This window comes from Streptomyces sp. NPDC021020 (genome assembly GCF_044333285.1).
GTDB lineage: Bacteria > Actinomycetota > Actinomycetes > Streptomycetales > Streptomycetaceae > Actinacidiphila.
Genome location: NZ_JBIRQQ010000008.1, coordinates 133,626 through 159,738, shown reverse-complemented (window position 1 = coordinate 159,738; position 26,113 = coordinate 133,626). Strand labels below are relative to the sequence as shown.

The following is a 26,113-nucleotide window of genomic DNA, read 5'->3' as shown; positions in this document are numbered from 1 at the left end:
CGCGGTCCGGCACCAGGTGCCGGGTGCCGGACCGCGCGGGGTTCAGCGCCCGCGGTAGCCGGGGGCGGGGACGTCCTGGACGGGGACGCCGCCCGCGACCGCGCCGAGCAGCGTCAGCTCGGGCTGCGGCAGGCCCGCGGGGGTGGTGCCGTCGGCGAGGACGGCGAGGGCGAGGCTGTTGGTGCCGCGGGTGCGCAGGACGCCGTTCGGCAGCACGAAGGTGTGCTGCGGGCCGACGTCGTTGGCGTACTGGCCGAGGTTCCAGCCGTTGAGGAAGATCTGCACGCGGTAGGCGCGGGCCGGGTCGTCGGTCAGGGTCAGGCCGATCGACGCGTCCGTGCCGGGGTCGACGTCGAGGCGGAAGTCGGTGCGGTACCAGCTGACGCCCTGGCGGGTGTCGGTGTGCGGCAGCGCGACCCGCGTCCACCGCTCGTCGGGGAAGCCGGGCAGGTGCCAGCCGGAGCGCTCGCCGTACAGGCCGCCGGTGTTGAGCACCCCGCGTACGGTGTCGAGGCCTGCCGCGCCCTGGATGCGCCAGGTCAGCGGGGCGCCGTCGAGGGTCGCGGCGAGCAGGCCGCGGGCGGCCTTGAAGGCGTCGTTGGCGCCGCCGTCCTCGGCGTGGGCCATCGGGCGCACCAGCACGGCGACGGTGTGCTCGCCCGGGCCGCGCAGCTCGGCGGGCACCGCGAAGTCGGCGGTGCCGGTCCAGCTCGCGACGGTGTCCTGGGCCTTGGCGGGGGTGGGCAGCCGGTGGGTGCCGAGCGGGTGGCCGTCCCACCAGGCCATCAGCAGGCCGAGGGTGCCGCCCTGGTAGGTGAGCGAGAGCGTCTCGGCGTCGGCCGCGTCGCCGACCCGGGCGCGGTACCAGACGTCGCCGTAGTAGCAGCCGTAGTCGTCGGCGAAGAGCACGGCGGGCTGGCCCGCGGGCAGCGCGGTGGAGCTGTGCGAGGCGGTGAGGTCGCAGACGCGCCAGCGGCGGTCGTCGAAGCCGGGCGCGGATTCCGGGTTCTCCGCGGCGTAGCGCCAGCCGGTCAGCGCGGGCAGCCGGACCGGCCGCGGTCCTGGGAGCTGCGCGGTGGCGGCGAGGCTGCCGTCGCGGGTGGTGCGGGTGCCGGCGCGCCTGCCGTTCCAGTCGACGTGCTTGACGCCGTCCGGGGCCCACACCTCCAGCGGCGCGGGGGCGTCGGTGTCGCCGGTCAGGTCGAGGTCGGCGCCGTGGACGCGGGCGGTGCGCACCAGGGCGGGGCCGCGGACGAGCAGCGGGCCGGCCGGCGTGGTGCTCGGCCACAGGGTCGCGGCCGCGGTGTCGTCGGCCAGGAGCAGCAGCAGCGGGGTGCCGCTGCCGCCGCCCTCGACGCGGACGCGGGTGAGCCCGTCGAGGACGGCGTTGACCCGCAGGGTGCCGGCCTCGGCGTCGTAGGTGGTCTCGGCGGTGCCTTCGGTGACGGTGACGGCAGGCCGGGTCCGGCACAGCAGCACGGTCTCGACGGGATCGCCGGGGCGACCGGTGAGCAGCGCGAGGTCCTGGGCGCGGCCGGTGGCGCGCCACATGGGCTGGGCGGTGGTGTAGAGCAGGGCGCGGCGGCCGAGCGAGAGGTTGGCGGCGACGACCTTCATGTCCTTGGCCGTGACGCGCAGCCCGCCGGGCGCGGCGGGCACGGTCAGCTCCCCGGCCGCGGTCGTCACGGGCAGGGTGCAGGTGGCGTCGGCGCTGCCGTCGTTGCGCAGGAAGTACAGGTGGGAGCTGCGGTCCGGGCTGGTCAGGTGGTAGACGCGGAGGGCGCCGCCGGTGACGGGGGTGGCGGTGACGTCGTCGGCGCGGTCGAGCTGCCCGAGGTCGGGGAAGGCGGCGAGCATCGAGCCGATCTGCCGCATCGGCAGCAGCTTGGAGGTCTGGTTGCGGCCCTCGTCGATGGCGGCGCCGTAGTCGTAGGAGGTGTAGACGACGGGGGCGGGGAGCCAGCCCCAGGAGGTGCCGCCGAAGGTCATGTAGACGTTGTGGATCTTGATGCCGTTGGCGAGGTTGGTGAGGTAGAAGCGCCGCTCGAAGGCGGCGTCGCGGGTCCTGCGGGATTCCGCGTAGCCGAGCCCGCCGAATTCCGCGCCGCCCCACGGGTCGAACCAGCCGCCGCCGAACTCGGCCATGAAGCCGGGGGTGTCGGGGCTCGCGGTCGCGCCGCCCTTGGCGCCGCCGGTGCCGAAGTAGCCCCAGTCCGGGGCGAGTCCGCTGGGCGAGGGGTAGCCGTCGAAGGCGTAGAGGTAGCGGCCCTGCTCGCCGCCGGTGTCGAAGCCGCCGGGGGCCCAGTAGCCGTTGCGGCCCTTGTCGTTGTGGAAGAGCGGTACGTCGATGCCGTCGGCGCGCACCTTGGCGTAGAGGTGGGCCATGTAGTCCTGGCCGGTGGCGCTGGTGACGTACGAGGCGTACTCGTTCTCCAGCTGGTAGAGCACGACCGTGCCGCGGCCCTTGGTGTGGAGGTGGCGGCCGATCACGGCGTTGACGGCGGTGAGCCACTCGTCGGCGTGCGCGAGGTAGGTGGGGTCGCTGGTGCGGGCGCGGCCGGGGGTCGTCGTCAGCCAGGCCGGGTAACCGCCCGCGTCCACCTCGGCGTTGATGTACGGGCCGGGGCGCGCGATGACGTACAGGCCCGCTTCCGCGGCCATGTCCAGGAAGCGGTCGAGGTCGCGGACACCCGTGAAGTCGTACGAGCCGGGCGCGGGTGAGTGGAAATTCCACGCGGCGTAGATGCTCACGGCGTTGTAGCCGTTGGCGGCCATCTTGTGCAGGACGTCGAGCCAGAGGGAGGGGCTGGGCAGCCGGAAGGGGTGCACCTCGCCGGACCACAGGGGGACGCGCTGCCCGTCGACGAGCAGCGAGTAGCGGTCGAAGCCCACGGTGTGCGGCCGGCCGTCGGCGGCGGGGCGGGGCAGGACGCCGGCGGGGGCGGTGGCCGGGGCTGCCGCGGCGGCGGTGTGGGCGGCGGCGACCGGCAGCGCGAGAGCGGCGGCCGTGCTGCCGGTCAGAGCGGTGAAGGTGCGGCGGGACAGTTCCACAGGGGGATTCCCTTCGGCGACAGGGCGGTGCTGACCGCGCCGGGGCGCGGGGGGCGTGCCGCGGAAACGTAACTTCAGCCGGAGCGGCGCGCAAGACTTTCGCACACAATCCCCCAGGAGCGCGCAGACCGTGAGCCGGGCACCCGGAAGCGTGATGCTCCTTCAGGAGTGGCCATTTCAGCAGGTGGGAGACAGCACGAGAGGCGCTTGGAGGGGGCCGGGGCGCCGGAAAGCAATCATCGTGTTCAAACGTGTTCACTCATGGAGGCAGCGCGAGCGGGTCACGATTCGACACTTTCGATCAGCAGCGGCGCGGCGGGTCCGGTGGGTCGGGCGGAACGGGGCAGATTCATCACGCGGGCACCGCGCCCGACGCACCGCCCGCGGAAAGGAGCACGCGCGATGACGGAACGCCCACCCGGGGATCCGGCGGACGCCGCGGCCCCGGGGCGCGACGAGACCGCCGAGGAGCGGGCGGACCGGCGCTGGTCGGACCTGCTCCAGGAGCTGCGGGTCGCGCAGACCGGCGTGCAGATCCTCTTCGGCTTCCTGCTCACCGTCGCCTTCCAGCAGCGCTTCGCCGAGCTGTCCGGCACCGAACGGCACCTGTACGCGGCCGCGGTCGTACTGGGCGCGGCCACGACCGGGGTGCTGGTGGGCCCGGCGGCGATGCACCGGCTGCTGACCGGCCACCACCTCAAGCCGGAGACGGTGGTCTGGGCCTCGCGGCTGACCGTGCTCGGCCTCTTCCTCCTGCTGTGCACGATGACCTGCTCACTGCTGCTCGTCCTGCGCCTGGTGGTGCCGGGCGCCCTCGCCGGGTGGCTGGCCGGCGCTCTGGTGGTGTGGTTCGCGCTGTGCTGGCTGGCGGTGCCGCTGTGGGCGGTGCGGCGCGCCCGGCGGACGGCCGCGGCCCGGCAGGGGTGAGCGCCGGCCTTCTGCGGCCCCGGGGATTCATACCCCCGGGGGTACACTGGACCGCTGGACGGTTGCCGGACGAGAGGAGTGGCGGCCATGGGGATGGCGGTCGACGAGGACGCGGTGCAGTCGGTCCTCAACCGTTTGCGGCGGGCCCAGGGGCAGCTCTCCGGAGTCATCGCGATGATCGAGGCGGGGCGGGACTGCAAGGACGTGGTCACCCAGCTCGCCGCCGTCTCGCGCGCACTGGACCGGGCGGGCTTCAAGATCATCGCGAGTGGCATGCGGCAGTGCATGACCGCGGCGGACGAGAACCAGCCGCCCATGTCCGAGGCCGAGTTGGAGAAGCTCTTCCTGACCCTCGCCTGAAACGAGCACCCCGGGCACTCCGCCCACCTGCGCGAGGGCGCCGGGATCCGTACCGGTACGGATCCCGGCGCCCTCGCGTTCAACGTCCCGGGGGTCGGATGGATCACGTTGCCGCTCCGAGTTAGGTGAGCCTAACCTAAGCTCCGTTTCTTCCGACGCGAGCCAAGGGTTCCCCGCCATGCCCCTCCCCCCTCCGCTGCCGTACGCGGCCGCGCCAGCCCCCTCCACCCCGCTCGGCCCGTTCGAGGACAGCGCCGTGAGCTGGACGACCTGGACCACCCTCATGGGGTTCGTCGGCCTGGTCCTCCTCGCGCTGCTGGCCGCGGGCCCCGCCGCCCGGATCTCCTCCCGCACACTCGCCGGGGTGACGGCGCGGCTGGCCCGCGCGGCGGCCGTCCTCGGCGTGCTCGCGGTGCCCGCGGTGCTCACCGACCTGGCCCACGGCGCTTCCGCCGACGGCGGCTACGACTACGGCGCCGCCTGGCGCTCCCTCTACGACGGCACCAACTCCGGCCGCCTGCTCGGCCTCGAAGTGACACTGGTCCTGGCCGGCGCCGTGCTCGTCGCCCCGCTGGCACTGCGCAGGTACGCGGCCGGTCCGGCCCGCCGGTGGCTGCTCGCGGCCGGGCTCGCCGCGGGCGCCGTCGCGCTCGGCACCACCAAATTCCCCGACGCCGTCCCGCAGGACTGGTCCCGTACCGTCTTCGAGACGGCGATGTGGATGCTCCACCTGCTCGGCGGCGCGGTGTGGGCCGGCGGACTGCTGGGCCTGCTGCTCCTCGCCGCGCCGGGCGCCGTGGCGCCCGCCGACCGCGGCGCCTTCTTCTCCCCCGCGATACGCCGCTTCTCCGCCGCCGCGACGAGCTGCGTGGCCGCCATCGCGCTGTCCGGCCTCTTCCTCTACTGGGAGCACGTGGACGGCCTGGGCCAGCTGCTGTCCACGATGTACGGGCGGGTGCTCGGCGTGAAGATCGTCATCTTCGGCACCCTGCTGCTGCTCGGGGCGTTCAACCAGTTCGTGGTGCACCCGCGCGTCGAGGCGCTGCGGGACGCGGGCGACCGGCGGCCGCTGCACGTCCTGCTGGTGCGCACCTTCCCGGCCGTCGTGGCGACCGAGGCGGTCCTGGTCCTGACCGTCCTGTTCGTCGCGCCCTTCCTGCACGGCTCCGCCCGCAACCAGGCCTACCAGGCAGGGGTGGCCGAGCACTCGGCGACCGCCGTGGACGTGAAGGACCTTCCGAAGCTCCCGGCGAAGGAGGTGAGCCTTTCCACGTGGACGTGGGGCACCGCGGAGACGCTCGTGGTGCTCGCCCTGACGGTCGGCGGCTACCTGCTGTCCGGCCGGCTCGCCCCGCGCCGCGCTCCCGGCTCGCGGGGGCCCGCCACCATCCCGGCTGCGGCGCCCGCCGCCGCCGAGTAGCGGAATACCGCCCCGCGGCGGCGGGTTGCACGCGGCGTGAACCGTGATCACCCGCCGCTCGACGGCCTCCACCCGCTGCTCGCCGGCCGCTTCAGCCCCTCGAAGTTCGACCCGTCGGGTGTGCTGGAGGACGACGCCGTCGCGCTCCTGCTGGAGGCCGCCCGATGGGCGCCCTCGGCGGGCAACTCGCAGCCGTGGGCCTACGTCGCCGCCCGCCCCGGCGAGCCGGACCACGCCCGGATCCTGCCGCATCTCGCGCGCAGCTCCGCCCGCTGGGCGGTGGACGCCGGACTGCTCGTCGTCACCCTCGCGCACCGCTACGTCGGCGACAGCGGGCTGCTCTACTCGGAGTTCGCGGACTACGACCTGGGGCAGTCCGTCGCGCACCTCACGCTCCAGGCGCAGGCGATGGGCCTGGCGGCGCACCAGTTCCGCGCCTTCGACCTGGAGAAGCTGACCGCCGAGCTGCAGCCCGGCCCCGGGTGGGAGGTCGTCACCATGATCGCGGTGGGCCGCCCCGCCGAACCGCCCGCCGCCGCCCGCGCCCGCCGTACCGTCGCCGACCTGCGCTCGGCGCCCTGGGCGCTGCCGGAGTAGCCGCGGGACCTGGCTGGGCCGAACGGCTGGGCCGCACCCCCGCTCGGGCGCGCCCGCGGGGCCCGGCCCTGGACCGGACCGACGATATGACGACCCCGGCCGTGGGCCCGGGAGGCGGCGGTACGCGGGAAGGGCGGCGACGGTGGCGCACGAGGCGGACCGACCCGGCCCGGACCCGGACGAGCCGCGGGGCCCGGCGGGCGAGGGCGGACGCGGCGGGTCCGGCGGAGGCGCGGACTCGGGCGGAAGCGCGGGCTCAGGCGGACCGGGCGCGTCCGGCGCTCCCGGCGAGACTCCGGAGGCTGCGGGGGTCGGGGGGCTGGGTGGGGTCGTGCGGGAGTTGCGGGACGCGGTCACGCCGCGGTCCGCGCTCGTCGTCCTCGGGGTGCTGCTGCTCCAGCTCGGCTTCGCGCTCTCCTACATGGGCGCCTTCCACGCGCCCAAGCCGCACCGGGTGCCGGTCGTGGTGGCCGCGCCGCCGTCCGCCCTGGGCACGGCGGTCGCGCGGCTGAACGCGCTGCCCGGCGAGCCCGTGCACGCGACCGCCGTCAGCGGCGAGGCGCAGGCGCGGCAGCGGCTGCTGGAGCGGCGTACGGACGCGGCCTTCCTCCTCGACCCGCGCGCGAAGGCCGACACCCTCCTGGTCGCCTCGGCTGCGGGCTCCTCCGCGAGCGACGCGGCCACCAGGGTCGTACGGACCGTGAACACCGCCCAGCACCGCGACGTCGTCGTGCGCGACATCCGCCCGCCGGCCGCGGGCGACTTCCGCGGGCTGTCGTCCTTCTACCTCGTGCTGAGCTGGACGATCGGCGGCTACCTCGCGTCCTCCGCGCTCAGCATGGCCGCGGGTTCCCGGCGCCCCACCCTGCGCCGCGTCCTGGTGCGGCTGCTGGTGATGCTGCCGTACGCGTTCGTGTCCGGCGTCGGGGGCGCGGTCATCGTGGGCCCCGTGCTGAACTGCCTGCCCGGCGCCTTCTGGGAACTCGCCGGCATCGGGACCCTCGTCGTCTACGCGTCGGCGGCGGCCGGTGTCGCCCTTCAGTCGCTGGCCGGCACGGTCGGTCTCGGCCTGACCATCCTGATCTTCACCGTCCTCGGCAACCCCAGCTCCGGCGGCGTCTACCCGGGGCCCCTGCTGCCGCCGTTCTGGCGCGCGATCGGCCAGGCCCTGCCGCCGGGCGCGGGCACCACGGCCGTCCGCAACACCGTCTACTTCGACGGCCACGACATCGCCACGGCGATCTGGGTGCTCGTCGCCTGGGCGGTCGGCGGCTCCCTCGTCGCGATCGCCTCGTCCGCGGTCCGCGGCCTGCGCACCCGGCGGGCACTCGTCGCCCGGCCGGCCCTGTGACAGGTCCCCGGCCCCGGACCGACCCGGGGCCGGGGCCTGCCGGGAGTTCAGCCGGCGGCCCGGATCAGCGCCGCGATCCGCGCGAAGCCGCGCCGCTCGGCGTGCGCGAGCGGGGTGACGCCGTCGCCGTCGGCGATCGCGGGGTCGGCGCCCGCGTCGAGCAGCAGTCCGACGATCTGCTGGTGGGCGGGACCGCCGTCGCCGAGGATGACGGCCTCCAGCAGCGCCGTCCAGCCGAGCCGGTTGACGTGGTTCACGTCGATCGACGTCTGCGCGAGCACCGCCCGGACGTAGTCCACGTGGCCGCGCTCGCTCGCCGGGATGAGGGAGACACCGCCGAAGCGGTTGGTCAGCGTCAGGTCCGGCCCGGCCGGGAGCAGCACACGCATCATGGCGGTGCTGCCGGTGACGCCCGTGACGAGCCAGGGGCTGTCGTCCCGGTCGTCCTGCGCGTCCGGGTCGGCGCCCGCGGCGACCAGTGCCTCGGCGGCCGCGACGTGGTCGCCGAGCGCGGCGAGCAGCAGCGGGGTGCGCCGGTGGGCGTCCCGCGCCCCCACGTCGGCGCCCGCGTCGAGCGCGGCGCACACCGCTCGGGTGTCACCGCTCGCCGCGGCGTCCAGGAGTGCGCTGTCGGGGGCGTTCATACGGGGGCTGCTCCTTGCGGGGGCGGGTGTGCCGGGGGTGGCGGTGGGCGCCGGGAGGCACCGTACGCCACCGGACCCCGGCGCGGTGGTCAGTCAATGGGCGAGGGCGGCGGCCCCGGCCTGCGCGAACGTCTCGTCCTGCGTGCCGGACGGGGCGCCCGCGACACCGATGCCCGCGACCGGGGCGCCCTTGGCGGTGACCGGCGCGCCGCCCGCGAGGAAGAGGGTGCCGGGGATGTCCTTGAGCGTCGGCGCCTGCGTGAGGCGGGTGGCCAGCTCGGAGGTGGGGGCGTTCCACGACACGGCGGTGAAGGCCTTCTCCTGCGCGGCCTCGTACGACTGCGGTCCCGCGCCGTCGCCGCGCAGGGTGACCAGGGTGTTGCCGTCGCGGTCGACGACCGCGACGGAGACGTGCTGGTGCGCCTTCGCGGCCGCGTCCAGGGCCGCCTGCGCGGCCTTCGTGGCGGCGGCGACCGAGAGGTGGTCGGTCTGCACGAGGGCGCCGTGCCGCGCGTCCGCCTTCTGCGCCGTGGCCTTCTGCGCTGTGGCCTTCTGCGCCGTGGCGGGCGCGGACTGCGGCGAGGACGCGCTCGCGGACCAGGCGCCGACGCCCCCGATCACGACGGCGGCGAGGGCGCCGGCGGTGAGCACGCGGGTACGCGTCGAGACCTTCTTGACCTGCTGCATGACTCTTGGCTCCAGGGGTCGGGGGGATTCGGCGGAGCCGCCGGACCGGCGCTCCGCAATCCATCGTGGGCGCGTGCGCCCCGCTCCCCCGTCGTCGTCCCGGGCCGTTGCGGCGGGCCGCGGGGAGGACACCGGGGTCGTCCGATCGGATGACCCCGACCACCTCCGGGACCGTCCACCATGGGAGTGTTCGTCCCGTTCGGAGAGCCCGGACGCGCGACGGCCCGAGGCGTGGAAGGCGGTGCGCAGTGCGCACGAGCGACGATCCCGCCGCCGCGGACGCGCGGCGGCTCGCGGCGGTCATGCACGTGACCTTCTTCGTGCTGCTCGCCGCCTCCATGGCGCGGTTCGTGCAGCGGCACGGCGGCGAGGCCCGGGTGTGGCCGGTGGTCGCGCTGGCCGCGCTGCTCGCCGTGCTGTACGCGGCGGGCGGGCGCCGGCTGCTGCGGGCGCTGCCCCGGGTACCGGTGCCCTGGCCGCCGGTGCCGCGGCTGCTGTGGCTGGCAGCGGTCGTCGTGGTGTGGGCGGTGCTGGTGACGCTGGCGCCGAGCTTCGCGTGGGTCGCGGTGCCGCTCGTCTACGTGGCGCTGCGTACGCTGCCGGGCGCGGCGGCCTTCGCGCTGGTCGCGCTGCTCACCGTGCTGGTGACCGCCGCCCGGTTGGCGCTGGCGCCGCGCTTCGACTTCGACCTGCTGGTCGGCCCGGCCGCGGTCGTCGCCTTCACGACCGCGGTCTTCGTCCTCATGCAGCGGCAGGACGCCCGGCAGCGCACGCTGATCGACGACCTGATCCGTACCCGCCGGGAGCTGGCCGCCACCGAACGGCGGGCCGGGACGCTCGCGGAACGGCAGCGGCTGTCGATGGAGATCCACGACTCGCTCGCGCAGGGGCTGTCCAGCCAGCGGATGCTGCTCCAGGCCGCCGAGCGCGTCTGGGACGCCGAGCCCGGAAAGGCTCGCGGCCATGTCCGTACGGCCGCGTCGATCGCCGAGACCAGCCTCGCCGAGGCCCGCCGCTTCGTCCGCGACCTCGCCCCCGCCGGGCTCGCCGCGGGCGGCGGACTCCCGGCGGCCCTGCGCGAGCTGGCCGAGCGGGAGAGCGGCGGCGGGCTCGCGGTGCGCGTCCACATCGACGACCACACGGGCGCCGCGCCGCCGGAGCGGGTGCAGTCGGCGCTGCTGCGGATCGCGCAGGGCGCGCTGGCGAACGTGACCGAGCACGCGGGCGCCGGAGCCGCCACACTGACCCTCACCGTCCTCGACGACCAGGTGGTGCTGGACGTCGCCGACGACGGCCGCGGCTTCGACCCGGCCGCGCTCCCGGCCGCCCCCGGCGGGGAGCGCGGGCACGGCCTGCCCGCCGCCCGCGCCCGGCTGCGGCAGCTCGGCGGCACCCTGACCGTCGAATCCGCGCCAGGCGCGGGCACCGTCCTGACCGCCGCGATCCCCCTGGAGGAGCCCCGGTGACCACCACTCCGCCGTCACCCGTCCGGGTCCTGCTGTGCGACGACCACGCCGTGGTACGGGCGGGGCTGCTGGCCCTGCTGGACAGCGCGCCCGGCATCGAGGTCGTCGCGGAGGCGGGCACCGGAGAGGAGGCGCTCGCGCAGGCGGCCAGGCACCGGCCCGACGTCGTGCTGATGGACCTCCAGCTCGGCCCGGGCATGGACGGCGTCACCGCCACCCGCCGGCTCACCGCTGCGGCCGGCAGCCCGCGCGTCCTCGTCCTCACGACGTACGACACCGACGCCGACGTCACCCGCGCCATCGAGGCGGGCGCGACCGGCTACCTGCTCAAGGCCGAGCGCCCGGAGGAGCTCTTCGCCGCCCTCCGCGCCGCCGCCGAGGGCCGCCCCGCCCTCTCCGCCCCCGTCGCGGACCGCGTGATGGCCCACATGCGCCACCCCCACCCGTCGCTGACCCCCCGCGAACGCGACATCCTCACCCACCTCTCCCGCGGCCTGCCCAACCGCGACATCGCCGCCGCCCTCTTCATCGGCGAGACCACCGTGAAGACGCACCTGCGCCGCATCTACGACAAACTCGGCGTCGCCACCCGCGCGGAGGCGGTCGCGGTGGCTACGGAGCGGCGCCTCCTGCCGTGAGGCCCGGCGGACCACTGCTCCCCGCCGGGCGGGGCGCCCCGGGGGCCGCGCGAGGAGCCGAACGCAGCCGGCGCGCGCGGCGGTGGGGTGGGTCCAGCCCGACGAGTACGGCATCGGCCCCCCGCGTACCGCGCCCAACCAACGCTTCCGGCGTCGGTGAAGCGCCGCCGCGACGACCGGAGCGCGGGCCGCCCGCAACCTGTCCGGGACAGGCGAGGTACGCGCCCCCGGCGCCGGGGGGTCCTGCGCCGCCGGCAGGCCGTCAGCCGCTCTCCGCCCGGGAACTACGCGCCCGGCGGCGGGGCGTGTCCGGCCCGACGAGTACGGCATCGGCCCCCCACGTGCCGCGCCCGACCAACGCTTCCGACGTCGGTGAAGCGCCGCCGCGACGACCGGAGCGCGGGCCGCCCCCCACCGTCCGGGGACGGACGAGGTACGCCCCCCGGCGCCGGGGCCCTGCGCCACCAGCAAGCCGCAGGCCGTCAGCCGTCCGCGGGCCGGGCGAGGTCTGCCAGCTCCCGGCCGACGCGCTCGGCATCGGCCAGCCGGTGCTGGGACGTGAGCAGCTCGTGGGCACGTGCCAGGGCCTCGCGGGCCTCGTCCGTGCGCCGCCGGGCGAGCAGCGCCTCGGCGGTGTGGCGCAGCACGTCGGCTTCGAGGTGGCTGTGGCCCTGGGCGCGGCAGATGGCCAGCGCCTCACCGTAGTACGCGACGGCCAGATCGTGCTCCCCGCGCCGGTGCGCGATGCAGCCGAGACTGTCGAGCGTGCTGGACTCGCCGAGCTGGCGGCGGTCGGCGGGGTGCCGGCGCAGCAGCGCGAGGGCGGCGAGGCAGTCGGCGCGGGCCTCGGCGTGGTCGCCGAGCCGGGTGCGGAGCCATCCGACGGCGTTGAGGGCCCGTGCCTGGCGGTAGGTGTCGTCCAGCGTCCGGAAGATCGCCAGCGCCCGCAGGGCGTGCTCCAGCGCCTGACGGTCGTCGCCATGCCGCTCCCAGGCCCCGCCGAGGCTGTGGTGGATCTCGGCCCGGACGGCCGCGTCATCGGCGCCGCCGGTCAGCTCCAGCGCCCGGTCCAGGTGCCGGAGCGCGTCGCCGGTCCGCCCGAGCAGGGCGCACGCGTCGCCGAGCATCTGATGGGCCCGCGCGCTCAGGGCGGGCACGCCGAGCGCTTCCGCCGCCTCCGCGGCGAGCCGCCACGCCGCCGCCTGCTCCGCGTAGTACCCGCGGCTGCGGTGGTAGGGGTCGAGCGCCCACGCGAGCCGGCACACCTGCCCGTCCCACCCGTACGTGCGAGCCGCCTGCTGTGCGGCCACCAGGTTGGCGTGCTCCGCGTCGAACCAGGCCATGGCCGAGACCCGGTCGAGCGGCGTCTCCGGAACCTCGCAGGGCTCACCGCCGGGCGCGGGGTGGTCCGACGCGGGGCCGTCAACGTCCGGGAAGCCGGAGGTCCGATCGCCGGAGACGGCCTCCGCGGGGCGATCAGGGACGGTCCCGCCAGGCAGACGGCCGCCGAGCGCCGGTCCACCGGACGAACCCTCACCCGGCGCGAGTCCGCCAGGCACACAGCCCCCGGACGCGGGGCCACTGAGCGCGGAGCCATCAACGGCCGGGAGGCCGGAGGTCCGGTCATCAGGGACGGCCTCCGCGGGGCGGCCAGGGGCGATCCCGCCAGGCACACGACCGCCGAGCGCCGGTCCACCGGACAAACCCTCGCCCGCCGCGGGTCCGCCCGCCGACCGACCGCCGAGCGCAGAGCCGCCAGACGGGTCCTGATCGGGCGCGGTCCCGCCGGGCACACAGCCACCGGACACGGGGCCGCCGCCGGGCGAGGTGCCGTCAAGGGTCCGGGAGTCAAGAGCCCCGCCATCGGAGACGGCCCCCGCGGGGCGGCCGGGGGCGATCCCGCCAGGCACACGGCCGCCGGACACCGGTCCACCGGACAAACCCTCGCCCGCCGCGGGTCCGCCCGCCGACCGACCGCCGAGCGCAGAGCCGCCGGGCGCGCCCTCCCCGGGCGAGGCGCCGGTGAACGCGGAGCCGCCAGGCACGGACCCGCCGGACGCCCCCTCCCCACGCGCAGAACCGCCGGGCGCGGTCCCGCCCGCCGCCCAACCGCCGGGCGCCGGTCCACCGGACGAACCCTCGCCCGCCGCCCAACCGCCGAGCGCGGGTCCCCCGGGCGCGCCCTCGCCAGGGCGGGGTCCCGGAGGGAGCGGGGGCTCGTGCGGGGCGAGTAAGCGCGCCGCCGCGCAGGCCGCTTCGGTGTGGAAGTCGATCAGGCGGCGGATCGCCGCGCGCCGCTCGGGTGGGGGGTGGTGCGTGCGGGCCTGTTCGGTGGCGTGCAGGCGGAGGAGGTCGTGCATGCGGTACCGCTCGGGGGCGTGGCGCTGGACGAGGTGGGCGTGGTCGAGTTCGCGCAGCAGCGCGCGGGCGGCCGGGGGTGGCAGGTCGAGGAGGTGGGCGGCCGCGGCGGGGGTGAGGTCGGGGCCGGGAGCCGTGCCCAGCAGCCCGAAGCCGCGGGCGGCCTCCCGGGAGAGGGCCCGGCCGGACCACGACAGTACGGCCCGCAGGTCGGCCCGCGGCTCGCCGCCGTCGAGGGCGTCCAGCCGGCGTGCGTCGTCGCGCAGGTCACCGGCCAGCGCCGCGAGCGGCAGGTCGGGGTGGGTGGCGGCGCAGGCGGCCGCGACGCCGAGCGCGAGGGGCAGGCCGGCGCAGCAGGCGACGAGGTCGGCGGCCGCGCGGGGCTCCGCGTGCAGCCGGGCGCGGCCCAGGCGGCGGGCCAGCACCTCGCGCGCGTCGTCCGCGGGCAGCTCGCCGAGGGCCACGGGCCGCGCGCCGTGCGCGGCGACCAGCCCGGTCAGCCGCCGCCGGCTGGTGACCAGCACCGTGCAGCCGCTGCCGCCCGGCAGCAGCGGGGCGGCCTGCGCGGTGTCGAGCGCGTTGTCCAGCAGGACGAGCATCCGCCGCCCGGCGGTGAGGCCGCGGTAGAGCGCGAGTTGCGCCTCCGGCGCGGCCGGGACGGAGGCCGGTGCCACGCCCAGCGCGGCGAGGAAGGCGCGTACCGCCGCCGCCGGGTCCACGGGCTGCCCCGTGGGGTCGAACCCGCGTAAGTCGGCGTGCAGTTCGCCGTCCGGGAAGCAGTCGCGCCGGGTGTGCGCCCAGTGCAGCGCGAGCCACGTCTTGCCGATGCCGCCCATGCCGCCGATCGCGCAGATGCCGCCGGAGTGTTCGTCGAGAGCCGCGTCCAGCAGGGCGAGTTCGCGGGCACGGCCGGTGAACAGGCGCGGCGCGGACGGTAGTTGGCGCGGCGCCGGGCCCGGTCCGTCCGCGGCGGGCGGGCCGCCGCCACCGCGGCCCCGCGCGCGGCGGGCGGTCTCCTCGACGCGGTCCCGGGCGGTGGCCAGCGCGCGCTGCTCGGCCGGTGTGGCGCCGAGCAGTTCGAGCAGCCCGTCGAGCCGGTCGGTGGGCGGCAGCGTGCGGGCGGTGAAGTATTCGGCGATCGCCGTCTGCGACCACCCGGTGCGCGCGGCCAGTTCGCGGTAGGTCAGCGGGCTGTCGTGGCGGCCGCGGGCGTGGCGGCGACGCAGGTCCCGTAACAGCGCGGCGAGTTCGTCCGGCGTACGCACGGCCGCCGCGGCCTCGGCCACCGGACCGGCCGGGTCCGGCAGGGGCTGCCTCACTGCACGTCCTCTCCCGTCCCGTTCGCCGCGGGCACGAGCCCGAACGCCGTGGCCGGGCGGCAGCCTACCGCCGTGGCGGCGGCGCCGGGAGCCGTACACCGGCCTTCACAGCTCCCGCGGAGCCACCAGCTGCGCGGCCGGAGCGCCCCCCGCCCTCGCGGCTCCCGCGGAACCACCAGGCCCCCAGCAGCGCGCCCGCCACCCGCAGCCCCCGCCTTCACAGCTCCCGCGGAGTCCCCGCTCCTCAGGCTTCCCGCGCCTCCTGGCAGCCCCGTCGGCCCCGCCGGCCCCGGACTCCCGGACTCCCGGACTCCCGCGCCCCCGCGCCCCCGCGCCCCCGCGCCCCCGCGCTCCCGCGGCGGATTACGCCGGTCTCCGCCGCTCTTCGCCCGTGCACGGAACCCGCGGCCGCCGCGCCCCCGCGCGGCCACGATGGGGCGGCACGTCCGCGGGCAGCCCACCGTCCGCGGCGCCGGGTCGAGGCCCCGCGCCGCGACGGCAGCCCGCGGGCGGCCTCCCGCACGTCCGCACCCCCCACTCGCCAGGGCGCCCAGGCGCCCGGAAGGACAGGGACGTAACCCATGACCACACGAAGCACCGCCGCCCGCCTCGTGGCGCTCGGGTCGGCGACCGCCGCCGCCCTGCTGCTCGCGGCCGCCGCGCCGCAGTCCGCCTCGGCCGAGACGACACGCACCCTCAACCTCGCCCTGAGCTGCTCCTACGGCCTGCCGTACGGGCTGAGCGTCGACAACGGCTCCGGCTGGTACTACCCCGACGGTTCGAGCTACGCGTCCGGCGGCGTCAAATACTTCACCGTCCAGATCCCGGCGAGCGCCACGGCCCTCGCGATCAACACCGGCTTCTGCGAGACCGACCCGCAGACCCCGATGTGGGAGGGCAACCGCTACACGATCACCCCGGGCACCTCCACCATCAGCGCGAACGGCTACTGCCTGGACGAGTACGTGTACCCCGGCCCGTTCGTCCGCTACTGCTCCGTCAGCGGCCTGACGTACAGCTGACCGCCCGGAAGGCGGCGGCCCGCTCCCGGGGGAAGGGGAGCGGGCCGCCACCCGCGCGCCGCCGCAGGCAAATCCCAAAACCGCCCGTCGCCCGGTCGCCGGAAGCTGTCGATACGCGGCCGTCCCGTTCGTCGAAGGTGGAGCCCCGGGCTTCGGGGCCGTCGGCGCAGTGGGACGGAGGCCGCGGGATGACAGGGCGCAAGCAGGGGGCAGGGGCAGCCGGGAGCGGGAGATGGCCGGCGACGGCGGTCTTCCTCCTCAACGGGCTCACCTTGTCGACGTTTATCGCGCGGCAACCCTCGCTGAAGAGCGCGCACCACCTGAGCAACGGCCAGGTGGGGACGCTGGGGCTGCTGTTCGCGGTGGCGGCCATCGTGGCCATGCAGTTCGTCGGGCCGCTGGCCGCCCGGGTGGGCAGCCGGCCGGTGCTGCGCGTGTCGCTCGTCGTCATGCCGCTGCTGCTGGCCCTGGTCGGCCTGGCGGGCGGCTTCGTCGCGCTCGCCGCGGCGAACACCGCGCTCGGCGCCGTGCACGGTACGACGGACGCCGCAATGAACGCGCACGCCGTCGCCGTCGAGAGGCGGGCCGGCCGGCGGATCCTGAGCGGCTGCCACGCCGCGTGGAGCGTCAGCGCGGTCGTGGCCTCCCTGGCGACGGCGGGGCTGTCCCGGGCCGGGGTGACGCTCACCGCGCATTTCGTGGGCGCGGCGGCGGTGCTGGCGGCCGCCGGGCTCGTCCTCGGCCGGCTGCTGCTGCCCGCCGCGGCCGACCGGGTGAGCGGGGCGGGGACCCCGGCCCGGCGGGACGCCGCCCGTGCGGGGCGCTGGAGCGCGGCCTTCGTCGCGCTAGGTCTGACCGGCACGGCCCTGATGGTCTGCGAGGGCGCCGCGCTCGGGTGGGGGCCGATCTTCCTGCACGACGCCCGCGGTGTCCCGGTCGGCCTCGCCGCGACCGCCGTCACCGCGTACGCGGGCGGGCAGACCGCCGTCCGCGTGATCGGCGACCGGCTGGCCACCCGGTACGGCGCCCCGCGGGTCTTCCGCGCGGGCGGGCTGGTCGCCGTCGCGGGGCTCGCCGTCGCCGTGCTGGCCGCCGGGGCGGTGCCCGCCGTCGCCGGGTTCGCGGTGATGGGCGCCGGGATGTCGGTGCTGCTGCCGCTGACCTTCAGCGCGGTCGGCCGGACGCGCGGGGTGAGCGCGGCGACCGCGGTGTCCCGCTTCACCACCTTCACCTACGCGGGTGTCCTGCTCGGCCCGGCGGCCGTGGGCTGGGCCGCGGAGCTGGGCGGACTGACCCGCACGCTGGCCGCGCTGCTCCCCGTGCTGCTGGCCGTCGCCCTGCTGACCCGGCTGCCCGAGCCGCGCCCCGTACCGCAGGACGCGCCCTCGGACACCGGCGCCGCGGTGGCGGCCGGGAGCCGGTGAGGGTGGGAGGCTACCGGGTGCGGCGGGCGCCGGGCTCCCGGCGAAGGCGGCGCGGGCCGCGGGGGTTCGGGAGCGCGGAGACGATGCGCCGGGTCTTCGTGGCCCGTCCGGGTGTCCCGCCGAGCGGCTACCGCTCCCGTTTCGCCACGGCGCGGAGCGGCGGCGGTACGGGCGGGGCCCGCTGACGAGGCGTACGGCCGGGGTCCGGATCTGTGGGGTGCCCGGCGGGTCGGGCGGTGCCCGCGCGCCGGCCTGCGGGAATGCTGGAAGCAGTCCCTTCCGCACCCGACCGAGGAGCGCTCATGCCGTCGCCGACGGAAACGATCGCGGGGATCGCCGTCCCCGACACCCGGCTGGTCCGCGAGGCCACCGCCCTCGTCCGGGAGGCCGCCGACGAGACGCTCTTCCACCACTCGCGCCGCGTCTACTTCTTCGGCTCGCTCAAGGCCGCCACCCGCGGTCTGGAGGTCGACCCCGAACTCGCCTACGTGGGCGCCCTCTTCCACGACCTCGGCCTGACCCCGTCGTACGCCACCACCGACCGCCGCTTCGAGCTCGACGGCGCCGAGGCCGCCCGCGGCTTCCTCCTCGACCACGGCCGCTCCGAACGCGAGGCCCGCGACGTCTGGCTGGCCATCGCCCTGCACACCACCCCGGAGGTCCCCCTCCACCTCTCCCCCGAGGTCGCCGTCGTGACCCTCGGCGTCGAGACCGACGTCCTCGGCCTCGACCTCGCGGAGATCACCGACCGGCAGCGCACCGAGGTCGTCACCGCCCACCCCTGCCCCGACTTCAAGAACCGCATCCTCAAGGCCTTCTACGACGGCATGTCCGCACGCCCCGACACCACCTTCGGCACGATGAACGACGACGTCCTGGCCCACTTCGACCCCGACTTCCACCGCAAGGACTTCGTCCGCCTCATCCGCGACAACCCCTGGCCGGAGTGACCCGCCCCCGGCGGGACAGCGGTACGGGGAAGGGGCACGCCCGGCGCTCACAGCCGGTGGAGGGTGACCTCCGCCAGTTCGCCGTCCGCCGCCACCGCGGTCATGAACGTGCGGTGCGGCTGGCGCCGCCGGTCGGTCGGGGAGCCGGGGTTGAGCAGGCGCGGGCCGCCGGGCGCTGAGGTGTCCCACGGGATGTGGCTGTGGCCGAAGACCAGCACGTCGGCGTCGGGGAAGCGGCGGGCGCAGCGCTCCTCCCGGCCCCGCGCGGCCCCCGTCTCGTGCACCACGGCGAACCGGACGCCGCCCACGTCGGCGCGGGCGACCTCGGGCAGCCGCGCCCGCAGGCCGGGCCCGTCGTTGTTGCCGTGGACCGCCACCAGCCGGCGTGACCGGGCGGCCAGCAGGTCGAGCGTGGCCTCGTCCACCCAGTCGCCCGCGTGGAGGACGACATCGGCCTCGTCGACGGCGGCCAGGAGCTCCGCGGGCAGCTGCCGGGCCCGCGCGGGCACATGCGTGTCGGACGTCAGTACGAGGCGCACCGTGCGCCCCCCTTTCGCGGGCCGGGGTCAGCGGGTCGTGCCGGTCGGGCGCGCCGCCCATCCTCACCCCCCGCGGCCGTACGGCCCCGGCGCCGCCCGCCCCGGACTCCCCCCGCCATCCCAACGGCGGACACCCGCCACCGCCCGACGCCTTTCCGCTGTGGGAGCGCTCCCATATACTCTGGCGCGAAAAACCGGTCCCTTCAGTCCCTGCTCACCCGGCCGCACCATCCCACGCGCGCCGGTCCCCCCACGCCAGGAGAAGGAGACAATGCGTACGGCATCCAGGAGCGCCCTCGCGGCGCTGGTCCTCACCGTGGTCGCCACCGTGCCGGCCGGTCCCGCCCGCGCGGCGGCCGCGCCGCGTTCCGCAGCGGCCGCGGCAGCGGGCCCCGCGCTCAGCGTCGACACCACCACGGGCCAGCACCCCATCGACCCCCACGTCTACGGCATGAACTTCGCCGACGAAGCCCTGGCCAAGGAGCTGCGGCTGCCGGTGAACCGCTGGGGCGGCAACGCCACCACGCGCTACAACTACAAGCTCGACACCCACAACACCGGCTCCGACTGGTACTTCGAGAACGTCGCCTCCGACAACGACCCCGCCGCGCTGCCGGACGGCTCCGAGGCGGACCAGTTCGTCGACCAGAACCTGCGCACCGGCAGCGACACCCTGCTGACCGTGCCGATGATCGGCTGGACCCCCGCGGCACGCGACAGCTCCTGCGGCTTCAGCATCGCCGCGTACGGCCCTCAGCAGGGCAGCGACTCCCAGTGGCGCCCCGACTGCGGCAACGGCACCAAGACCGACGGCACACCGGTCACCGGCAACGACCCCGCCGACACCAGCGTCCCCATCGGCGCCGACTTCACCAAGGGCTGGGTGCAGTACCTCGACAGCGCGTACGGCGCGGCCGGGCAGGGCGGGGTGCGCTTCTACGACCTCGACAACGAACCCGACCTGTGGCACCAGACCCACCGGGACGTCCACCCCACCGGGGCGAGCGACGACGAGCTGCGCGACAGCACCTACGCCACCGCGGCCGCCGTCAAGGCCGCCGACCCCGGTGCGCAGACCCTCGGCCCGGTCGGCTGGGGCTTCAACTCCCTCACCTACTCCGGTCTCGACCAGGACGTCTGCAACAGGGAGGGCGGCAGCTGCTGGTCCAACCCGCCCGACCAGGCGGCGCACGGCGGGGTGCCCTTCGCCACCTGGTACCTCCAGCAGATGCAGGCCTACCAGCAGGCCCACGGCACCCGCATCCTCGACTACTTCGACGAGCACATCTACCCGCAGCAGACGGGTGTGGCGCTGGGCAGCACCGACGACGCGGCCACCCAGGCCCTGCGGCTGCGCTCCACCCGGCAGTTGTGGGATCCCTCGTACGTCGACGAGAGCTGGATCAACCAGCCCATCCAGTTCATCCCGCGGATGCGCTCACTGGTCGACCAGAACTACCCCGGCACGAAGGTCGCCATATCCGAGTACAACTGGGGCGCGCTCGACCACGTCGACGGCGCCCTGGCCGAGGCGGACGTCCTCGGGATCTTCGGCCGCGAGGGCCTCGACCTGGCCACGCTGTGGTCGCCGCCGAAGGCCACCGACCCCGGTGCGTACGCCTTCCGGATGTTCCGCAACTACGACGGCGCCGGCGGTGCCTTCGGCGACACCGCCGTCACCTCCGGCAGCGCCGACCAGGACCAGCTGGCGGTCTACGCCGCCGAGCGCAGCAGCGACCACGCGACGACCGTCATCGTCATCAACAAGACCACCGGCGACCTGACCGCCCCGGTCTCGCTGACCTCCGGCAGCACGCTGCCCGCCGCCGCGCAGGTCTACCGCTACGGCCAGGACGACCCCACCGCCATCCAGCACCCGGCCGACCAGCCGCTGTCCGGCGGGAATTTCAGCGCGACCTTCCCCGCGTACTCGATCACCGAATACGTCATCCCGGCCGGCTCCACCACCGCCACCCCGCCGTCCGCGCCCGGCACCCCGGCCGCGTCCGCGGTCGGCTCCGACCGGGTGACCCTGACCTGGGCCCCGGCCACCGCCGGCTCCGCGCCGGTGGCGTCCTACCGGGTCTACTCCGGCGACCCCGCGACCACCCCCGCGGTCGCGACCGTCGACGCGGCGACCACCACGACGACGATCACCGGGCTGAGCCCGTCCACCGCCTACACCTTCCGGGTCGTCGCCGAGGACACCGCGGGCCGCAGCTCCCCGCCCTCGTCCCCGCTGACCGTCACCACCGCCGCGGGCCAGGCCGCCACCTGCACCGTCGCCTACTCCGTCACGACCGACTGGGGAAGCGGCTTCGGCGGCAGCGTCACCCTCACCAACAAGGCCGCCCCGCTCAACGGCTGGCAGCTCGGCTTCTCCTTCGCCGGCAACCAGAAGGTCACCCAGGGCTGGAACGGCACCTGGACCCAGTCCGGCGCCGCGGTCACCGTCAAGGACGCCGGCTGGAACGCGGCACTGGCCACCGGCGCGTCCACCACCATCGGCTTCAACGGCTCCTACACCGGCGCCAACCCGGCGCCGCAGACCTTCACCCTCAACGGCAAGCAGTGCGCCACCGCAGCGGGCCCGGCGAACGCGACCGTCCCCGCAGCCGTCGGCCGCGCACCCGGCGCGCACGCCGTGCGCTGAGCACCCGTCCGGCCCTCCGCTGACGCGATCCGCCCACGCGGCGGCCCCGGCCGCTCCCGCCTCGGGAGCGGCCGGGTGGGCTGCGGCGGCCCTGAGCCCCGCAGCCCCGTGCCTCAGGCCTACGGCCCTTGACCGCCGGCATTGCCCCGACCGCTCGGCGGACGAATATCCCGTTGGTCTAGCGCCACGCGGGATGTGACGATGTGCCGATATCCCGTACGGAGGATGCTTGTACGTTTTCCTGTGCGCGGGATGCGGCGAAGAGCTGACCGCGCCGCTCTCGCAGGTCGCCCTGCCGATCCACGCCCACCAGTCCTTCGGGAACGGGCTCCAGCTCCCGGTGCTCATGGAACCGGGCACCTTCGCCGTCGACCCGGAGCCGTACGGCCCGCCCTACCGCACATGGGAAGAGGTCGGCCCGGACGAGGCGGCGGCCCGCGGCATCCACGCGCCCGTCAGCTCCCTGTCGTACGGCCCGGCCGGAGCGGTGGCCGTCGCGCCGGGGGACGTCCGCGCGACGATCCTGAACCCCGACCGGCGCGGCGGCGGCTGCTGCGGACTCGCCGGGGGCGACGGCCCCAACATGACGTGCGAAGCGTGCGGCCTGCCCGTCGCCACGCGCATCGACGACTGCTCCCAGTGGGAGGCGGTGTGGCTCGATCCCCGCGCCGTCCACCGCCTCGCCGTCGACGGGGACGACCCCGAACCGCCGTCCTGGGACCAGCTGCTGGCCCAGGACGCGGGCACGCCCCCGTACGAACCCCTCATCCGCTGGGGCTCACGCCCCGGACCGCACTGCCAGTGGTCCTGGAGCCCCCGCTGGGAAGCAGCGGCCGGCTGCGCCCTCGCCCACCTGCTGGCCGCCTCCCACGGCCGGCCCGTGACCGTCCCCGACGGCCTGGCCGCCGAGATGTTCCAGCGCGCCCTCGACACCCTCCTCCGGCCGGGCCCGTCGCCACACCGCGCCCACTTGGCAGGCCCCGGCCTGCCCGGCACCGACGCCGGCATCCTCCTCGTCCCCACCCACCCCCGGACCGGACAGACCTGGACACCGCCCGGTACCGCGCACCTCGCGCCCCTGCCCTTCGGCGTGTGGCACCGGCTCGCCTTCCCCCCACCCGAACCCACCCACCACCGCATCGGATCGCGCACCCGCCACCTCCTCACCGACGAGGACCCACCCCCGCCACCCCCCAACCACCCCCTGCGGATCGACTGGGACACCTTCCGCCACGCCCTCGTCCGGCTCCCCGCCGCCCGCACCCCGTGGATGCGCCGGATCCTCCCCGAACTCACCGACCCGGACCGCTACCGCTCCCTCTAGCCCGGCGCCGGAGCGAGCCGCTCACGCCGTACCGCGGCGGGCCGGACCACAGTCCGGAGGGAGAGCGGCGGCCAGCGCGCGGACTGCCTCCTCGGCGGTGTCCGTCTCGGCGTACATCCGGGAGCCGTCGGGGGCCAGCACCTGAAAGCCGGAGCGGCCGACCGGCGGGCGTACGCAGGGGGTGTCGTGGGTGTACGGGTAGCCCGTGCAGCGGCTGAGCAGCAGCACCCCGTGGCTCAGGTACGGGAAGAGGCTCGCGACCTCGGGCACCCGCTCGGCCGCCCGGGCCAGCGCCCCGATGTCCGCGTCCCGGTCATCCCGCAGCATCCGCCACTTGACGGCGACAGCCTGCGCCGCCCCTGCCTCGTGCGCCTCGCCCAGCTCGTCGTAGTACACGAACCCGGCACGCGCCTTCATCTCGCGCAGCGGCAGCCCCTGTTGCCAGGCGGACGCGGCCTTGACCACCTCGTCCAGATCCGCCGTGGCGCCGCCGCCCATTTTGACGCCCCGGTCCCAGAACACCACGACGAAGTCGCGCTCCCCGGTGTCCAGATACACGGCGAAGTAGCCGGTGGGGCTCTCCAGCGCCGCTGTGCGGGCCCCTGACGGCTGCCCGCCGGGCCCGACCCCGGTCAGCGGCACGCCGGTCGCCCGGGCCCGCTCGGCCATCGCCGCCACCAGACCCCCGACCGGAACCAGGTCCGGGTAGTGAACCCGGAGCAGTTCTTCCTCGTCGACCATCGACTCCCCCTCTCGCCTGCTGCGGCCCTGCGGCCCCACGTGATCCGGCCTGCCGCCCGCTGACCGAGCCGAGGAAGGCGGTCCTGCCCCACACCGCGGAAGGCCAGGAACGCGCGCCCACAGCAGGGCGGTGCGGGCGTTTCACCCCGTGTCCGTGTCGACGCGGGGCTTGTAGGGCGCGGCTGAATTACCGGTGCCTTCCGATGACTCGGTAGCCGCCGTGGGGGACGGGAAGGGCGCGAATCCGGCGACGGCGCCGAGCAGCGTGACGGCGAGCGCAGCCAGCACATCATGCCAGCCGGTAGGTATCCACCGTGCCGGGGCACGTCGGCGATCGGCCCAGTGGCAGAAGAGCCCCAGCTCAGCGCACCCGCCCCCGCGGCTTCAACGGTGTTGCCGGGAGGGCGGGAGCCTCCAGGCGGGGGCCGGCGTAGCCGTGGACCTCGCCGAAGCGGGTGCCGGTGGTCCAGTCGGCGGCGGATCGGGCGATGTCGTCGTGGGAGCGGCCGACGAAGTTCCAGAACATAGCACGCACATCCGGCTTTCTTGCAGCTCAGAGGCGTGATCCACCCTCGGCGGTCAGCAAAACCCCAGCAACGGACGCCGAGGAGGCCGCCGAACCATGGCCGCCAAAACCCTGCCCCGCGGGATGGGCACGTTCTTCAAGACCTGCGAGCACCCGCCGACCCGGTGGACGAAGTGCCCGCACGCCTACACGATCAGGTACCGCGACGCCGCCGGACGGCAGACCGAGGAGTCCAGCTTCACCAGCCAGGACGCCGCCATGGAGCGGCTCACCGACGTCTATCGCGACAAGAAGTCCAAGGCGCACAGCAAGAGCAGGGCCGACCGCATCCGCACGTACGGCGCCATGACGTTCGGTACCTTCACCGCGGAGTGGCGCGCGGGCCAGCGTCACCTGGCGGACTCCTCACGCCGGCACCTCGACTCCCTCCTCGCGCACCATCTGCTCCCCGCCTTCGAGAGCCGCCGGATGAGCAGCTTCGACCACAAGGTCGTGGACACCTTCATCCAGTCCATGGAGCGCAACGGCGTCGGCCTGGCCACGCAGTCCAACGTCTACGACAAGCTGAAGGCGATCCTCCTGGACGCCCACCGCCTCGGCCTCTACGAGGACAACCCCCTGGACGGCGTCAAGCCCCCGCAGTACGACCCCGCGCGCACCGTCATCCCCTCCCCCGCCCAGCTGAGCCTCCTCCACTCAGCGGGCGACGACGCCTTCCGCCTCGTCGCCGAGCTGATGAGCGGCTGCGGTCTCCGTAACGGCGAGGCAGCAGCGGTCAACCTCGACAACATCGTCGCCAGCGACACCTACCGCGTCCACGAGCAGGTCAACCAGACCACCAACACCTACGCCCGCCTCAAGCACCGCAAGCCGGGCGAATACCGGGACGTTCCGCTGCCGACTCGGACCCGCGAGGCCATCGAGTCGTACGCGAAGGCGCACGGCACCGTGGACGGCTACCTCCTCCGCAACCCCCGGAACGCCGAGCAGCCCTACCCCTACTACTGCCTCTCCAACCAGTGGCAACGCATCAAGAGGTCCGAGGCGGTCGACATCCCGGACGGCATGACGGTCTACGGCTTCCGCCACTTCTTCGCCTCGAACTGCCTCTCCCACGGCATCCCCATCACCGACGTAGCGGAGTGGATGGGCCACAAAAGCCTCGACATCACCTTCCGGATCTACCGCCACCTGATGCCGGGCTCCATCAGCAAGGCCGCCAAAATCCTCGACGTGGGCTTGGCGGTCTGTGTCGGCGCGCGCTGCCGCCTCTGCTCCGTGGTGGCAGCGCACGCCGAACCGGATGGTCAGCCGACCATCCGCCGCTGCCTCACCCAGTTCTGGACATCGGCAATCCTGAACTGGATTTTCGCATTCACCCCCCTCCCGAACTTGTACGGCACCAGCCCGGCCCGCGGCGCCTCCCGATACACCCACTGCACGGACATGTTCAGGTATTCGGCCGTTTCCTTGACGTCCATGAACTGAGCCGCCATCGTCACCTCGGTGCGGTAATTGCATTGCCTCGAAGGAGGGTCCAGATCGGGCAGTGTGTTCGCAATCCTCGACTTGGTGGCGCTGGCCCTTTCTGATAAAGGGCCGCGCAACAGGCTGTCGCGCGGTTGGCGAATTCGCGCCCCCCTTGGAGGAGGGGCCGAAGGCAACGGGCGCTCCTGGAAGAGCTGTGCGGTCCAGACCTGGGGAATGTTACGAATCTCCGCCGCCCCGAAGGGCGACGGCCACACGTGTGCCGGTTCACCAACACCGGCCAGCCGGTGAAGTTGCGATCCTCCGCCGTCCCGAAGGGCGGCGGCCACGGGGGGGGCCGGCTGGTAGGTGATGTCGGCGGTGCCGGTGTTGCGATCCTCCGCCGCCTCGGAGGACGGCAGCCACCCCGACGGCGTCTTCGGGCAGCTCGGCGGCAACCTGTTGCTATCCTCCGCCGTCCCGGAAGGCGGCGGCCACCGCTGACGGACTCTGCGGTCTCGGCGTCGTAGGCCGTGTTGCGATCCTCTGCAGCCCCGGAGGGCGGCAGCCACCGGGCCCTCAATGACGGCGAGGTCCGCGTGGCGGTAGTTGCGATCCTCCGCCGTCCCGGAGGGCGGCAGCCACCGCT

The 26,113-nt window shown here is 75.3% G+C and carries 19 protein-coding genes, 2 pseudogenes and 1 CRISPR repeat array (1 of these 22 running past the window's edge); of the genes and pseudogenes, 13 read left to right on the top strand and 8 right to left on the bottom strand.

Going from position 1 to position 26,113, the window contains the following annotated elements; translation table 11 throughout:
• Positions 1 to 42: 42 nt before the first annotated feature.
• Positions 43 to 3,051: a beta-galactosidase gene (locus ACH4SL_RS24440; RefSeq protein ID WP_398449032.1), complete on the bottom strand. Its 3,009-nt coding sequence runs from the start codon at positions 3,049 to 3,051 to the stop codon at positions 43 to 45.
• 402 nt (positions 3,052 to 3,453) lie between these two features.
• Here ACH4SL_RS24440 and ACH4SL_RS24435 point away from each other — a divergent pair, with 402 nt between their 5' ends.
• From ACH4SL_RS24435 to ACH4SL_RS24415, 5 genes are all read left to right on the top strand, one after another.
• Entirely contained in the window at positions 3,454 to 3,978 is a 525-nt protein-coding gene (locus tag ACH4SL_RS24435; RefSeq protein WP_398449030.1) for a DUF6328 family protein, read from the top strand.
• A gap of 93 nt (positions 3,979 to 4,071) precedes the next feature.
• Complete coding sequence (locus tag ACH4SL_RS24430) at positions 4,072 to 4,338, top strand: metal-sensitive transcriptional regulator (protein ID WP_031515006.1); 267 nt, start codon at positions 4,072 to 4,074, stop codon at positions 4,336 to 4,338.
• Between the two features lie 178 nt (positions 4,339 to 4,516).
• Positions 4,517 to 5,758 carry a copper resistance D family protein gene (locus ACH4SL_RS24425; RefSeq protein WP_398449028.1) on the top strand — a complete coding sequence of 414 codons (1,242 nt, stop codon included), beginning with the start codon at positions 4,517 to 4,519 and terminating at the stop codon, positions 5,756 to 5,758.
• A gap of 36 nt (positions 5,759 to 5,794) precedes the next feature.
• Positions 5,795 to 6,355, top strand: a complete 561-nt coding sequence (locus tag ACH4SL_RS24420) for a nitroreductase family protein (RefSeq protein WP_398449026.1) — start codon at positions 5,795 to 5,797, stop codon at positions 6,353 to 6,355.
• 340 nt (positions 6,356 to 6,695) lie between these two features.
• Positions 6,696 to 7,706, top strand: coding sequence for a DUF3533 domain-containing protein (locus ACH4SL_RS24415; RefSeq protein WP_398449621.1), 1,011 nt, complete (start codon positions 6,696 to 6,698; stop codon positions 7,704 to 7,706).
• A 47-nt stretch (positions 7,707 to 7,753) separates the two neighbouring features.
• Here the strand turns inward: ACH4SL_RS24415 and ACH4SL_RS24410 are convergent, their stop codons facing one another.
• Positions 7,754 to 8,350: an ankyrin repeat domain-containing protein gene (locus ACH4SL_RS24410; protein WP_398449024.1), complete on the bottom strand. Its 597-nt coding sequence runs from the start codon at positions 8,348 to 8,350 to the stop codon at positions 7,754 to 7,756.
• A gap of 93 nt (positions 8,351 to 8,443) precedes the next feature.
• A complete protein-coding gene (locus tag ACH4SL_RS24405; RefSeq protein ID WP_398449022.1) occupies positions 8,444 to 9,037 on the bottom strand; it encodes a heme-binding protein in 594 nt (197 codons plus the stop codon).
• Between the two features lie 302 nt (positions 9,038 to 9,339).
• Here ACH4SL_RS24405 and ACH4SL_RS24400 point away from each other — a divergent pair, with 302 nt between their 5' ends.
• Together ACH4SL_RS24400 and ACH4SL_RS24395 are read left to right on the top strand one after the other, a co-directional pair.
• On the top strand, positions 9,340 to 10,503 hold the full coding sequence (locus tag ACH4SL_RS24400) for a sensor histidine kinase (RefSeq protein ID WP_398449619.1): 1,164 nt from the start codon (positions 9,340 to 9,342) through the stop codon (positions 10,501 to 10,503).
• Positions 10,500 to 11,141: a response regulator gene (locus ACH4SL_RS24395; RefSeq protein ID WP_398449020.1), complete on the top strand. Its 642-nt coding sequence runs from the start codon at positions 10,500 to 10,502 to the stop codon at positions 11,139 to 11,141. Before ACH4SL_RS24400 ends, ACH4SL_RS24395 begins: the two co-directional genes overlap by 4 nt.
• Before the next feature lie 482 nt (positions 11,142 to 11,623).
• Here the strand turns inward: ACH4SL_RS24395 and ACH4SL_RS24390 are convergent, their stop codons facing one another.
• A complete protein-coding gene (locus ACH4SL_RS24390) occupies positions 11,624 to 14,818 on the bottom strand; it encodes a tetratricopeptide repeat protein (protein WP_398449018.1) in 3,195 nt (1,064 codons plus the stop codon).
• Between the two features lie 581 nt (positions 14,819 to 15,399).
• Here ACH4SL_RS24390 and ACH4SL_RS24385 point away from each other — a divergent pair.
• The 3 genes from ACH4SL_RS24385 to ACH4SL_RS24375 all read left to right on the top strand — a co-directional run bounded on the left by ACH4SL_RS24385 (position 15,400) and on the right by ACH4SL_RS24375 (position 18,214).
• Positions 15,400 to 15,840 (top strand): hypothetical protein, encoded by a 441-nt coding sequence (locus ACH4SL_RS24385; protein WP_398449016.1) that lies wholly within the window; start codon positions 15,400 to 15,402, stop codon positions 15,838 to 15,840.
• A gap of 188 nt (positions 15,841 to 16,028) precedes the next feature.
• Positions 16,029 to 17,264, top strand: coding sequence for an MFS transporter (locus ACH4SL_RS24380; RefSeq protein WP_398449014.1), 1,236 nt, complete (start codon positions 16,029 to 16,031; stop codon positions 17,262 to 17,264).
• Positions 17,265 to 17,566: 302 nt separating this feature from the next.
• Positions 17,567 to 18,214, top strand: coding sequence for an HD domain-containing protein (locus tag ACH4SL_RS24375; protein WP_398449012.1), 648 nt, complete (start codon positions 17,567 to 17,569; stop codon positions 18,212 to 18,214).
• Between the two features lie 47 nt (positions 18,215 to 18,261).
• Here the strand turns inward: ACH4SL_RS24375 and ACH4SL_RS24370 are convergent, their stop codons facing one another.
• A complete protein-coding gene (locus ACH4SL_RS24370) occupies positions 18,262 to 18,753 on the bottom strand; it encodes a metallophosphoesterase family protein (protein ID WP_398449010.1) in 492 nt (163 codons plus the stop codon).
• Between the two features lie 271 nt (positions 18,754 to 19,024).
• Here ACH4SL_RS24370 and ACH4SL_RS24365 point away from each other — a divergent pair, with 271 nt between their 5' ends.
• Both ACH4SL_RS24365 and ACH4SL_RS24360 read left to right on the top strand, forming a co-directional pair.
• Positions 19,025 to 21,406 (top strand): glycoside hydrolase family 44 protein, encoded by a 2,382-nt coding sequence (locus tag ACH4SL_RS24365; RefSeq protein ID WP_398449008.1) that lies wholly within the window; start codon positions 19,025 to 19,027, stop codon positions 21,404 to 21,406.
• A 229-nt stretch (positions 21,407 to 21,635) separates the two neighbouring features.
• On the top strand, positions 21,636 to 22,730 hold the full coding sequence (locus tag ACH4SL_RS24360) for a hypothetical protein (protein ID WP_398449006.1): 1,095 nt from the start codon (positions 21,636 to 21,638) through the stop codon (positions 22,728 to 22,730).
• A gap of 21 nt (positions 22,731 to 22,751) precedes the next feature.
• On the opposite strand, the gene ACH4SL_RS24355 is transcribed toward ACH4SL_RS24360, so the two are convergent.
• Together ACH4SL_RS24355 and ACH4SL_RS24350 are read right to left on the bottom strand one after the other, a co-directional pair.
• Positions 22,752 to 23,471, bottom strand: a complete 720-nt coding sequence (locus ACH4SL_RS24355) for a DUF6193 family natural product biosynthesis protein (RefSeq protein ID WP_398449004.1) — start codon at positions 23,469 to 23,471, stop codon at positions 22,752 to 22,754.
• Positions 23,472 to 23,832: 361 nt separating this feature from the next.
• Positions 23,833 to 23,997, bottom strand: a pseudogene (locus tag ACH4SL_RS24350) (pirin family protein); the annotation flags it as partial.
• A 96-nt stretch (positions 23,998 to 24,093) separates the two neighbouring features.
• Here ACH4SL_RS24350 and ACH4SL_RS24345 point away from each other — a divergent pair.
• A pseudogene (locus ACH4SL_RS24345) lies at positions 24,094 to 25,131 on the top strand (tyrosine-type recombinase/integrase); the annotation flags it as partial.
• 173 nt (positions 25,132 to 25,304) lie between these two features.
• Here ACH4SL_RS24345 and ACH4SL_RS24340 read toward each other — a convergent pair.
• Complete coding sequence (locus ACH4SL_RS24340; protein WP_398449616.1) at positions 25,305 to 25,445, bottom strand: hypothetical protein; 141 nt, start codon at positions 25,443 to 25,445, stop codon at positions 25,305 to 25,307.
• A gap of 258 nt (positions 25,446 to 25,703) precedes the next feature.
• Positions 25,704 to 26,113: direct repeats of the CRISPR family, unit length 37 nt; it runs 505 nt beyond the window's last position.

Excerpts from the sequence above, each read along its gene's own strand:
- ACH4SL_RS24430 (WP_031515006.1), top strand. The coding sequence starts at position 4,072 with ATGGCGGTCGACGAGGACGCGGTGCAGTCGGTCCTCAACCGTTTGCGG.
- ACH4SL_RS24365 (WP_398449008.1), top strand. The coding sequence starts at position 19,025 with ATGCGTACGGCATCCAGGAGCGCCCTCGCGGCGCTGGTCCTCACCGTG.
- ACH4SL_RS24355 (WP_398449004.1), bottom strand. The coding sequence starts at position 23,471 with ATGGTCGACGAGGAAGAACTGCTCCGGGTTCACTACCCGGACCTGGTT.
- ACH4SL_RS24435 (WP_398449030.1), top strand. The coding sequence starts at position 3,454 with ATGACGGAACGCCCACCCGGGGATCCGGCGGACGCCGCGGCCCCGGGG.
- ACH4SL_RS24340 (WP_398449616.1), bottom strand. The coding sequence starts at position 25,445 with ATGTCCGTGCAGTGGGTGTATCGGGAGGCGCCGCGGGCCGGGCTGGTG.
- ACH4SL_RS24380 (WP_398449014.1), top strand. The coding sequence starts at position 16,029 with ATGACAGGGCGCAAGCAGGGGGCAGGGGCAGCCGGGAGCGGGAGATGG.
- ACH4SL_RS24405 (WP_398449022.1), bottom strand. The coding sequence starts at position 9,037 with ATGCAGCAGGTCAAGAAGGTCTCGACGCGTACCCGCGTGCTCACCGCC.
- ACH4SL_RS24385 (WP_398449016.1), top strand. The coding sequence starts at position 15,400 with ATGACCACACGAAGCACCGCCGCCCGCCTCGTGGCGCTCGGGTCGGCG.
- ACH4SL_RS24410 (WP_398449024.1), bottom strand. The coding sequence starts at position 8,350 with ATGAACGCCCCCGACAGCGCACTCCTGGACGCCGCGGCGAGCGGTGAC.
- ACH4SL_RS24375 (WP_398449012.1), top strand. The coding sequence starts at position 17,567 with ATGCCGTCGCCGACGGAAACGATCGCGGGGATCGCCGTCCCCGACACC.
- ACH4SL_RS24425 (WP_398449028.1), top strand. The coding sequence starts at position 4,517 with ATGCCCCTCCCCCCTCCGCTGCCGTACGCGGCCGCGCCAGCCCCCTCC.
- ACH4SL_RS24400 (WP_398449619.1), top strand. The coding sequence starts at position 9,340 with ATGCACGTGACCTTCTTCGTGCTGCTCGCCGCCTCCATGGCGCGGTTC.